This is a genomic window from Curtobacterium sp. BNK-1, from assembly GCF_048685235.1.
GTDB classification, from domain to species: domain Bacteria; phylum Pseudomonadota; class Gammaproteobacteria; order Enterobacterales; family Enterobacteriaceae; genus Pantoea; species Pantoea agglomerans.
Genome location: NZ_JBLQTJ010000001.1, coordinates 1,160,697 through 1,172,200 on the forward strand (window position 1 = coordinate 1,160,697; position 11,504 = coordinate 1,172,200).

Annotated in this window: 10 protein-coding genes; 9 read left to right on the forward strand and 1 reads right to left on the reverse strand. The window is 55.8% G+C overall.

Going from position 1 to position 11,504, the window contains the following annotated elements; translation table 11 throughout:
- Window positions 1–65: 65 nt before the first annotated feature.
- The 9 genes from rpsA (at window position 66) to ACMGGP_RS05570 (ending at window position 10,625) form a co-directional block, all read left to right on the forward strand.
- Entirely contained in the window at window positions 66–1,739 is a 1,674-nt protein-coding gene (rpsA, locus tag ACMGGP_RS05530) for a 30S ribosomal protein S1 (RefSeq protein ID WP_003849352.1), read from the forward strand.
- A gap of 82 nt (window positions 1,740–1,821) precedes the next feature.
- Window positions 1,822–2,106, forward strand: a complete 285-nt coding sequence (ihfB, locus tag ACMGGP_RS05535) for an integration host factor subunit beta (protein WP_003849360.1) — start codon at window positions 1,822–1,824, stop codon at window positions 2,104–2,106.
- A gap of 204 nt (window positions 2,107–2,310) precedes the next feature.
- Complete coding sequence (locus ACMGGP_RS05540) at window positions 2,311–4,566, forward strand: DNA internalization-related competence protein ComEC/Rec2 (protein ID WP_498798251.1); 2,256 nt, start codon at window positions 2,311–2,313, stop codon at window positions 4,564–4,566.
- 34 nt (window positions 4,567–4,600) lie between these two features.
- Window positions 4,601–6,349 carry a lipid A ABC transporter ATP-binding protein/permease MsbA gene (msbA, locus tag ACMGGP_RS05545; RefSeq protein WP_010669759.1) on the forward strand — a complete coding sequence of 583 codons (1,749 nt, stop codon included), beginning with the start codon at window positions 4,601–4,603 and terminating at the stop codon, window positions 6,347–6,349.
- Window positions 6,346–7,332 (forward strand): tetraacyldisaccharide 4'-kinase, encoded by a 987-nt coding sequence (gene lpxK / locus ACMGGP_RS05550; RefSeq protein WP_163851164.1) that lies wholly within the window; start codon window positions 6,346–6,348, stop codon window positions 7,330–7,332. Before msbA ends, lpxK begins: the two co-directional genes overlap by 4 nt.
- 39 nt (window positions 7,333–7,371) lie before the next feature.
- On the forward strand, window positions 7,372–8,586 hold the full coding sequence (locus ACMGGP_RS05555) for a winged helix-turn-helix domain-containing protein (RefSeq protein WP_187501363.1): 1,215 nt from the start codon (window positions 7,372–7,374) through the stop codon (window positions 8,584–8,586).
- Window positions 8,587–8,691: 105 nt separating this feature from the next.
- Window positions 8,692–8,874 carry a Trm112 family protein gene (locus ACMGGP_RS05560; RefSeq protein ID WP_003849374.1) on the forward strand — a complete coding sequence of 61 codons (183 nt, stop codon included), beginning with the start codon at window positions 8,692–8,694 and terminating at the stop codon, window positions 8,872–8,874.
- Window positions 8,871–9,620: a 3-deoxy-manno-octulosonate cytidylyltransferase gene (gene kdsB, locus ACMGGP_RS05565; RefSeq protein ID WP_010254955.1), complete on the forward strand. Its 750-nt coding sequence runs from the start codon at window positions 8,871–8,873 to the stop codon at window positions 9,618–9,620. Before ACMGGP_RS05560 ends, kdsB begins: the two co-directional genes overlap by 4 nt.
- 111 nt (window positions 9,621–9,731) lie before the next feature.
- The gene (locus tag ACMGGP_RS05570) at window positions 9,732–10,625 is read left to right on the forward strand and encodes a phosphotransferase (protein ID WP_498798252.1); all 894 of its coding nucleotides are present in this window, start codon (window positions 9,732–9,734) and stop codon (window positions 10,623–10,625) included.
- On the opposite strand, the gene elyC is transcribed toward ACMGGP_RS05570, so the two are convergent.
- Window positions 10,605–11,390: an envelope biogenesis factor ElyC gene (elyC, locus tag ACMGGP_RS05575; RefSeq protein WP_207253945.1), complete on the reverse strand. Its 786-nt coding sequence runs from the start codon at window positions 11,388–11,390 to the stop codon at window positions 10,605–10,607. The two genes, ACMGGP_RS05570 and elyC, sit on opposite strands and share 21 nt — an antisense overlap.
- Window positions 11,391–11,504: the final 114 nt, after the last annotated feature.

Consider the following 11,504-nt stretch of genomic DNA (forward strand, 5'->3'; position numbering starts at 1 on the left):
GAAACAACCCCATCCGACATGAAGTCAGATGGACGTTAAATTGAAGAATCCTGAAGATTATCAATATGACTGAATCTTTTGCTCAACTATTTGAAGAATCCTTAAAAACAATCGAAACCCGCCCGGGTTCTATCGTTCGTGGCATCGTCGTTTCTATCGACAAAGATGTCGTTCTGGTTGATGCGGGTCTGAAATCTGAATCTGCAATTCCTGCAGAGCAGTTCAAGAACGCAGCCGGCGAACTGGAAATCCAGGTAGGCGACGAAGTTGATGTTGCTCTGGATGCAGTGGAAGACGGCTTCGGTGAAACCCTGCTGTCCCGTGAGAAAGCTAAGCGCCATGAAGCATGGATCACGCTGGAGAAAGCTTACGAAGACGCTGAAACTGTTACCGGTGTTATCAACGGCAAAGTTAAAGGCGGCTTCACAGTTGAGCTCAACGGTATCCGTGCGTTCCTGCCAGGTTCACTGGTAGATGTGCGTCCGGTGCGCGATACGCTGCACCTGGAAGGCAAAGAGCTTGAATTCAAAGTGATCAAGCTGGATCAGAAACGCAACAACGTCGTGGTTTCACGTCGTGCGGTTATCGAATCCGAAAACAGCGCAGAGCGCGATCAGCTGCTGGAAAACCTGCAGGAAGGCATGGAAGTCAAAGGTATCGTTAAGAACCTGACTGACTACGGTGCATTCGTTGATCTGGGCGGCGTTGATGGCCTGCTGCACATCACTGACATGGCATGGAAACGCGTTAAGCATCCAAGCGAAATCGTCAACGTGGGCGACGAAATCACCGTTAAGGTGCTGAAGTTCGACCGCGAGCGTACCCGTGTTTCTCTGGGTCTGAAGCAGCTGGGCGAAGATCCATGGGTTGCTATCGCTAAACGCTATCCGGAAGGCACCCGCCTGACCGGTCGTGTTACCAACCTGACTGATTACGGCTGCTTCGTGGAAATCGAAGAAGGCGTTGAAGGTCTGGTACACGTGTCTGAAATGGACTGGACCAACAAAAACATCCATCCGTCTAAAGTTGTTAACGTAGGCGACGTGGTTGAAGTTATGGTTCTGGACATTGACGAAGAGCGTCGTCGTATCTCCCTGGGTCTGAAGCAGTGTAAATCTAACCCATGGCAGCTGTTCGCTGAGACGCACAACAAAGGCGATCGTGTTGAAGGTAAAATCAAGTCAATCACTGACTTCGGTATCTTCATCGGCCTGGATGGCGGCATCGACGGTCTGGTTCACCTGTCTGACATCTCCTGGAACGCGACTGGCGAAGAAGCCGTTCGTGAGTACAAAAAAGGCGACGAAATCGCTGCCGTTGTACTGCAGGTTGATGCAGAGCGCGAGCGTATCTCTCTGGGCGTTAAACAGCTGGCAGAAGATCCGTTCAACAACTACATCACTTTGAACAAGAAAGGTGCCATCGTCACCGGTAAAGTGACTGCAGTTGATGCTAAAGGTGCTACAGTTGAATTAGCAGATGGCGTTGAGGGTTACCTGCGCGCTTCTGAAGCTTCACTGGACCGCATTGAAGATGCAACTCTGGTTCTGAACGTTGGCGACGACGTTGAAGCTAAGTTCACCGGCGTTGATCGTAAAAACCGTGTCGTAAGCCTGTCTGTCCGTGCGAAAGACCAGGCTGATGAGAAAGAAGCTATCAATACTGTTAACACCAAACAGGAAGAAGGCAATTTCTCTAGCGCTATGGCTGAAGCGTTCAAAGCGGCTAAAGGCGAGTAATCGGCCTGAAGCACCGGGTGGGCAACCACCCGGTTTCGGTAAAAGCTGTCATACATTCCCATAGGGATAAACCGGAGGTTACATGACCAAGTCAGAACTGATCGAAAGACTGGCGGGACAGCATACTCATATACCGGCGAAAGTCGTTGAGGATGCAGTAAAAGAGATGCTTGAGCACATGGCCACTACGCTGGCACAGGGCGAACGCATCGAAATCCGGGGATTCGGCAGCTTTTCTTTGCACTATCGCGCTCCGCGTACTGGACGTAACCCGAAAACGGGTGACAAAGTGGATCTGGAAGGCAAATACGTTCCCCACTTTAAGCCAGGCAAAGAGCTGCGCGATCGCGCAAATATCTACGGCTAAGCCGATACCGAACCAGATAAACGACATCTCCGGATGTCGTTTTTTTTTGCCTGCGATTCAGGCTCAGACCTGACATCCGGATTGCTGTCATCAACACTGCAACACCGCACTCTCTTTGTGAGAGCGCTCCAGCCTGCCTGATCATCCGCTGTTACTTTCATCTCCTTTGCCCAGAATAATCGAACTGAATCAATGGATACGATTATGCTGACATGGACCGTTCTGGCGCGACTGGCGATCGTTGCAACGTTACCGCTAATGCTGATGGCCCGGCTGCCTTCCGGTGAGGTGATGTGGGGCTTCCTCCTCACAGGACTGGCTCTGCTGCATTGCCCTTACCAACCCGTCCGTCTGGCCGGTATTACTCTGCTGTTGCTGGCATGGGCCTGTAACGACGCCCGTCTGATAGTGCGGGATATCGAAAAGTTCTCGGCGCGTCCTGTCACCTACACCCTTCAGATCAGTGAACTGCGGAAAGAGCGGAAGCAAATCCGGGTTCGTCTGCTGAAAGAGGAGGGCAGGATGATTTTTCCGCCTCGCTTTGCCTGGATCTGGTTTGATGCTGATCCGGAGGTCTACTGTCCAGGACAACGCTGGACGATGCAACTACGTCTGCGACCGGTACATGCCCGCCTTAATGAGGGCGATTTTGATGCACAGCGTTTTGCACTGGCTAATAATACGCCGCTTCAGGGACGAATCCTTAAGCAGACTGCGGTAAGCGATCGCTGTGATAGCCGCTGGCGATTTATTTTATGGCATCGTGACAGGACCCGTGCAATGCCTGCACGTGCAACGCTGGAGGCACTGGCTTTTGGCATTCGGGATGAGATGAGCCAGCAGACGCGTCAGCTACTGCGGGATACCGGTACCGCGCATCTGATGGCGATATCGGGCATGCATATCGCCCTGGCCGCCAGCACCGGCTGGATGATTGCGCGTGGGGTGCAATTTATCTTGCCAGCACGTTATATCAGCTATCTTTTCCCCCTCATCGTGAGCTGGCTGTTTGCTGCAATCTATACCTGGCTCTCCGGTGCACAGCCTCCCGCAGAGCGTTCGCTGCTTGCCCTGACGCTATGGGCGATAACACGGTTTGCGGGAGTTCAGCTGAATAGCTGGCAGGTCTGGACGTTCTGTATTGCATTGCTGCTGGTAACCGACCCGCTGACCGTGCTCTCTGACAGCTTCTGGCTCTCGGTACTGGCTGTGGGCATGCTGCTGGTCTGGTATCACTGGTTCCCGCTGCCTGCGGCGTTCCGTCAGCAACGGCGCTGGATTCCGGTACAGTTGCTGCATTTACAGGCGGGCATGATGATTTTAATGGTGCCGTTGCAGGTGGCGATTTTTAACGGCATCAGCCTGACTGCGCTGGTGGCGAATGTTGTCGCGATTCCGGTCGTCTCGTTTATTACCATGCCTCTGGTGACGCTCGCCCTGCTGCTGCCGGTGGCGCATTTATCTGGCTTCTTCTGGGGAGCGGCCGATCTCTCTTTACGTGCACTGTTTCATTGCCTGACGTTGCTGCCACCAGGCTGGTGGCCGCTGAGTGGCACAACCTGGTTTACGGTTATGGTATGGGGCGGCCTGACTCTCTGGCGTGCGCAGCTCTTCTTCTCTCTGCCACTAAGCAGCTGCGCCTTAGCGCTGGCGATGATACTGAGTCGCCAGCCAAATCAGGAGCAGGGCTGGCGCATCGATATGCTGGATATCGGGCACGGTCTGAGTCTGGTGATCAGCCAGGGCGACGAGGCCGTGATGTATGACACCGGCCCGCGCTGGCAGAACGATAATGCGGGGAGTCGGGTGATCATTCCATGGCTGGAGCGCAGGCAGTTACGGTTAAAACAGGTCATCCTGAGTCATAAACATCTGGATCATACTGGCGGGCTGGCGGCGATTACTCAACGCTGGCCAGCGGTTGAAGTCAGAAGTGCGCTGGCTGATGAGGCACACTTACCCTGCGTACGGGGCACGCAGTGGCGCTGGCGGCAGCTCCACTTTCGGGTGGTCTGGCCGCTGACGGCACCCCTGCCGGGCGGAAATAATGACTCCTGTGTGGTGATCGTCGATGATGGTCAGGTCCGGCTGATGTTAACCGGTGATATTGAAGCGAAAGCGGAACGCCAGCTGGTGGCGCTGGAGAAGCAGGGGCTGAAGGTCGATATTCTGCAGGTCCCGCACCACGGTAGCCGGACGTCGTCGACCTCATTGCTGCTGCGTAAAGCCGCAGGCCACACCGCTATCGCCTCGCTGGCACGCTACAATGCATGGCGTATGCCCGCGAAAAATGTGCTGGAAAACTATCGAACGGCCGGTTTTCACTGGCTGGATACGGGCCAGTCAGGACAAATCAGTATCAGGATAGAGCAGGGCAGAGCGCAGGTTTCTACCCTGCGGGAACAATTAATGCCCCGTTGGTATCATCAGTGGTTTGGCGTCAAACGCGAATCCAGGTAGAATGGCCGGCTATTTCCAACAGCGTGAATAAATAATGCATCAAGATAAAGATCTCTCTACGTGGCAGACGTTTCGCCGACTCTGGCCGATGATCGCGCCTAATAAAGCGGGATTAATTGCGGCCTCAGTCGCCCTGATTATTAATGCTGCGGGCGACGCCTTAATGCTCTCACTGTTGAAACCGTTACTGGATGATGGTTTTGGTAAAGCTGACAGATCGGTGATGCTGTGGCTGCCGTTAGTGGTTATTGGCCTGATGCTGGTACGCGGAGTCACCAGTTATATCTCCAGCTACTGCATCTCCTGGGTCTCTGGCAACGTCGTGATGAATATCCGCCGTCGTCTGTTCAGCCATATGATGGGCATGCCGGTTTCGTTTTTCGACCAGCAGTCAACCGGCACCCTGTTGTCACGCATTACTTACGATTCTGAGCAGGTCGCCTCCTCTTCTTCGGGCGCGCTGGTCACCGTAGTGCGTGAAGGGGCTTCCATTATTGGCCTGTTTATCATGATGTTCTACTACAGCTGGCAGCTGTCGCTGATCCTGATTGTACTGGCACCTATCGTCTCTTTTGCTATCCGCACCGTTTCTAAGCGCTTCCGCACCATCAGCAAAAGTATGCAGAACACTATGGGGCAGGTGACAACCAGCGCCGAGCAGATGTTGAAAGGGCACAAAGAAGTGCTGATTTTTGGCGGACAGGACATTGAATCGGAGCGCTTTTCCCGCGTCAGTAACCGGATGCGTCAGCAGGGAATGAAACTCGTTTCAGCCTCCTCCATTTCCGATCCGATTATTCAGCTGATCGCGTCGCTGGCACTGGCTTTTGTGCTCTATGCCGCCAGCTTCCCCAGCGTCATGGATACCCTGACAGCCGGTACCATCACCGTGGTCTTCTCCTCGATGATTGCCCTGATGCGCCCGCTTAAGTCTCTGACCAACGTCAACGCCCAGTTCCAGCGTGGGATGGCGGCCTGTCAGACACTGTTCTCTATTCTGGATAGTGAGCAGGAAGTGGATAACGGTACGCGCGAAATCACCCGTGCTAAAGGGGATATTGAATTCCGTGATGTGACCTTTACCTACCCAGGTCGTGAAATTCCGGCACTGCGTAATATCAATCTGTCGCTGCCAGCAGGAAAAACGGTGGCGCTGGTGGGCCGTTCCGGTTCCGGTAAGTCTACGATGGCGAGCCTGCTGACCCGCTTTTATGATATCCAGCAGGGCGAAATCCTGCTGGACGGTCATGATCTGCGTGAGTACAGCCTGCGCTCATTGCGTAATCAGGTGGCGCTGGTGTCACAGAATGTGCACCTCTTCAACGACACGATTGCCAATAACATCGCGTATGCCCGCAGTGAGCAATACAGTCGTGAAGAGATCGAGCAGGCGGCCACCATGGCGCATGCCATGGACTTTATCAATAAAATGGATAAGGGCCTGGATACGATGATTGGCGAGAATGGCGTGCTGTTATCTGGCGGTCAGCGTCAGCGTATTGCCATTGCCCGTGCGTTGTTACGTGATTGCCCGATCCTGATCCTCGATGAAGCCACCTCGGCGCTGGATACCGAGTCTGAACGCGCGATTCAGTCTGCACTGGATGAGTTGCAGAAGAACCGTACCTCGCTGGTGATTGCACACCGACTCTCTACCATCGAGAAAGCGGATGAAATCGTGGTAATTGAAGATGGCCAGATTGTTGAACGCGGTACGCATCAGGTGCTGTTAGCAGAACGCGGTGCCTATGCACAGCTGCACAAGATGCAATTCGGCCAATGATTGAACGTATCTGGAGTGGTCGCTCACCGCTATGGCTGCTGCTATGGCCATTCAGCCTGCTGTATGGTGCGATCACGGCCCTGATACGCTTCAGTTACAGGCGCGGCTGGCGTAAAAGCTGGCGTGCGCCTCTGCCGGTCGTGGTGGTAGGTAACCTGACTGCTGGCGGGAATGGAAAGACGCCGGTGGTCATCTGGCTGGTCGAGGCGTTACAGCAGCGCGGCCTGCGCGCTGGCGTGGTCTCCCGAGGATATGGTGGCAAGGCGGACCACTATCCCTTGCTGGTCACGGCGCAGACCCCCACCGAACAGGCCGGGGATGAGCCGGTATTGATCGCCCAGCGCACCGGGGCGCCGGTCGCGGTCGCCCCTCAACGGCGTCGGGCGATTGAGGCGTTACTGAAACAGGGTTCGCTGGATGTGATCATCACGGATGATGGCCTGCAACATTACGCCCTGCAGCGCGATCGCGAGATCGTGGTGGTTGATGGGGTCCGTCGTTTTGGTAATGGCTGGTGGTTGCCTGCCGGTCCGATGCGTGAACGTGCCGATCGTCTGCAGCAGGTCGATGCCGTGATCATTAACGGCGGCGAAGCACAGCCCGACGAGATTGCCATGCAACTTCAGCCCGGGCTGGCCACCAATCTGCTGACCGGTGAAACCTGCCCGCCGGAGCAACTGTGTGCGGTAGTCGCCATGGCCGGTATTGGTCATCCCCCGCGTTTTTTCACCACGCTGAAACAGCAGGGTATAACGCCGGTCGCAGAGATCGCCTTTGCCGATCATCACGCCTACAGCAAAGATGAACTGACCCGATTACTCCAGGCGGGGCAGCAACTGCTGATGACCGAAAAAGACGCGGTGAAATGCCGTCACTTTGCCCAGCCTGACTGGTGGTATTTGCCGGTCGATGCCCATTTAACTGGTAATGCCGTGACGCCGTTACTGGATGACATTGAACAACTCTGCCGCCATATTTCCTGATACCCGTCCCCGTTCAGGTGAAGCCTGATAAGGAAGAGGATGAACAGTACGCATTCACTTTCGTTACAGCAAGCACGCCACCTTCATCTCGCCGCGCAGGGCCTGCTGCGAACTCCGGCAAAACGTGCTGTTTATCAGGATCTGATTGACTGCATTTCCCGCATGTCGCTGCTGCAAATCGATACCATTCATGTGGTGGCCCGTAGTCCGTATCTGGTGCTGTTCAGTCGCCTGGGGAACTATCCTCAGGCATGGCTGGAACAGGCTCTGGCACAGGGCGAACTCTTTGAGTACTGGGCGCACGAAGCCTGCTTTATTCCCCGTGCCGATTACCGACTTCTTCGTCATCGCATGCTGTCGCCGGAACGTCTGGGCTGGAAATACAATGCGCAATGGGTCGCTGAGCACCAGCAGGCCATTGCCGAATTACTGCAGCAGATCAGAGACAACGGCCCGGTACGCGCCGCCGATTTTACCCATGCCGATAACCCGAAGTCAGGCTGGTGGGCATGGAAACCGCACAAACGTCATCTGGAGAATCTCTTCAGCGCCGGTGAGCTTATGGTCACCGAACGCCGTAATTTTCAGCGCGTCTACGATCTGCGCAGCCGCGTAATGCCTGACTGGCAGGATGCGATACATGGCATCAGTGAAGCGGAGGCAACCCGTCAGATGCTGATGAACAGCGCCCGCAGCTTAGGGGTTTTCCGCGCGGCCTGGCTGGCGGATTACTACCGCCTGAAGCGGGCACCCGTGAACGACTTTATCGCTGACGCCCAGGCTGCGGGCGATCTGGTCGCCGTCAATACAGAGGGACTGGGTGAGATGTGGCTGCATCGTGACTACGTGCCGTTGCTGGATACGCCGCTGCAGGCGACGCACAGCGCGCTGCTGTCGCCGTTTGATCCGGTAGTCTGGGATCGCAAGCGTGCGCGGGAGCTGTTCAATTTTGACTACCGTATTGAGTGCTATACCCCGGAGGAAAAACGCAAATTTGGCTATTTTGTTTTGCCCATCCTCCATCGCGGCCAGATAAAAGGGCGGCTGGATGCCCGCATGCTGCGTCAGGCAAAACAGCTGGAGATTAAAAACATCTGGCTGGAGGAGAAGACCCGCGTTACGGCGCGATTTTTGCTGGATATCCGGCGTGCTATCGAACGCTTCGCGACGTGGCAGGGTGCTGAAAGTGTCGCTATCCTGCAGGCACCCGACGCGCTTAACGATCAGTGGCCAGCCCTGTGGACGCTGGATTAATCAATTTTGCGGCAGCCGCTGCGGGATGGCGTTTTACCCCATCCCGCACGCGCCGCGCTATGGTATGCTTGAATCCTTAAGCATTCGGTCCCTGATGGAGGACATATGGATCATCGTTTACTCGAAATCGTTGCCTGCCCGGTTTGCAATGGCAAACTCTACTTCAACAATGCTCAACAGGAGCTGATCTGCAAACCTGATGGCCTGGCCTTCCCGGTCCGGGACGGCATTCCGGTGCTGCTGGAAACCGAAGCCCGCACGCTGTCAGTTGAAGAGATTCATCCATGAGTTTCACCGCTATCATTCCTGCGCGTTATGCGTCAACCCGCTTACCCGGCAAGCCGCTGCTCGATATCCACGGTAAACCGATGGTCGTGCATGTAATGGAGCGGGCCCGTGAATCGGGTGCCAGCCGGGTCATTGTTGCCACCGATCATCCCGACGTGGCGCAGGCAGTGGAAGCGGCAGGCGGCGAAGTCTGCATGACGCGCGCCGATCACCAGTCTGGTACTGAGCGACTGGCGGAAGTGATCGAAAAATATCAGTTTGCCGATGATGAAATCATCGTAAACGTGCAGGGCGATGAGCCGATGATTCCGGCCGAGATTGTGCGTCAGGTGGCGACCAATCTGGCGGGGTCGGCGGCCGGGATGGCGACGCTGGCGGTGCCGATCACCGATGTGGAAGAAGCCTTTAATCCGAATGCGGTGAAAGTCGTCATGGATGTGAATGGCTACGCACTCTATTTTTCACGGGCGACTATCCCCTGGGATCGTGAACGGTACGCCGCATCGCGCGAGCAGATCGGTGATACGCTGCTGCGCCACATTGGCATCTACGCCTACCGTGCTGGTTTTATTCGCCGCTATGTCGCCTGGGCGCCTTGTCCTCTGGAACAGATTGAGCTGCTCGAGCAACTGCGTGTTCTATGGTACGGCGAAAAAATTCATGTCGCCGTCGCGAAAACCATTCCCAGTGTGGGTGTGGATACGCCAGACGATTTGCAACGCGTTCGTGATGCCATGCAGGCCTGACAAACGGGGAGCCTGTCTCCCCGTTTCAGCGCAACGTTCTTGATCCGCCGCTAAACTTATCTCCAACACTTCCTTCAGGATATTGTGATACTCATCTGAGGAGGATGCCGCATGGAACAGCTTAAATCGGAACTCACGCTGGCGCTGGGTGAAACCATCAGCCGCCTCGAAATGATCAGTGAACATCCACCCACCCGGCTTTATGCGTTATACGATCGGGACGGGCGCCCCATGCCGGTGGTGGCGAAATATTTTCGTCATCAGGGCCGGGCGGCGATGGAAGCCAGAAAGCTGGCGCTGCTGGGCCAGGCCGGACTGATCGCCGTGCCAGCGGTCTATGGTCTGGTGATGAGCCAGCAGCCGCCGGTGCATGAAATGCTCCTGCTGGCGCGACTGAATGGCGTGACGGCGGAGGCACCTGCGCGGGATGCTCAGCGCTGGCAACAGTTTTGCGAACAGGTGGTCGAGGGAGTGCTGGCCTGGCACCGGCTCGACAGCCATGGCCTGGTCGGTACGGTGGACAGCACGCAGCAGAACAGCTGGCCCGCCTGGTATGCACAACGGGTTGAGGTGCTATGGGCGACCCTGAGCTATCTGCGTCCGCCAGCCTTTACGCTGGAAGATCGCCAGATTCTGTTTCGCTGCCGGGCGCGACTGGCGTATCTGTTTCGCGGCTTCGACGATCCCTGCGTGGTGGTTCACGGCAACGTGCAGTTGCAGAGCATGCTGAAAGATAGCCGCAGTGACCAGTTAATCGCGATGACACAGCCGGGCACCATCCTCTGGGCACCCCGTGAATACGATCTTATCCATCTGGATACCTCGCCTGCCGAAACGGCGCTGCTGCACAGCTACCTGCAACGGGCGCCGGTTTCAGAAGGTTTTGTCTGGCGTCGGTGGGTTTATCAACTGTGGGACTGCATTGATCATCTGGTACAGACCGGCACGTTTAATCGTCCGCGTTTTGACCATGCACGCGCGCAATTACTTCCCTGGCTCGGCTGAGTCCGATTCCTCGCCTTTCAGCCGTTGCAATAGTGTGCCAAGCGTTTCGTAGACCGCACGTTCGCTGTGACTCAGCCAGATTGATGAGGGTATCGCCCGTTCCCATCCATTCAGCGGTGACGTAATCGCCAGCTGATTAGCGGGAGCGGCCATTGGCTTCAACCCAATCGCGTGGAAAAAGCGTATTGCCCGCGGCATATGATTCGCGGATGTGACCAGCAGAAACGGGCGATCGCCCACCACGGTTTTGACCGCCTGCGCTTCATCCGCGGTGTCGCGGGGCTGGTCGAGAATCTGAATATGTTCGCGGGGAACGCCCAGACTTTCCGCCACCTGTGCCGCTACCCAGGCACTACTCTTTGGATTGGTGCCGCCCGCTGCGCCGGTAAAAATCAGCGTCGACTGCGGATTCCGCTGCCACTGACGAACGCCTTCTGCCACACGCGGCAGACTGTTATTCAGCAGGTTTGAGCTGGGCGCCCACGCCGCGTTAAAGGTATAGCCTCCGCCCAGCACCACAATGTAGTCCACCTTCTCTGATCCGTTCCAGGTCGGATAGCGGCTATCCAGCGGCAAAAGCAGACGATCGGCCAGCGGTTGCAGGCTCAGCAGCAGCAGTAACAGCCAGCTGACGGAGATCACGGTTTTGCCGCTTTTCTGCCAGCCAGTAAACCAAAGCAGTAAAATGCCAAGCGCCATCAGCAAAAGCAGAAACGGCAGGGGTAAAAGCAGCCCGCCGATAACTTTTTTAAGGGTAAATAACATCAAAAAAGAGTCCTGTTGTCCGAAAATAGAGCACCCGGAAGGGAAGATGGGGATGAAAGGTTCATTCTTCTGGTGCCTGTGACAAAATAGCACAAGTCTCACCGCAGCATACCG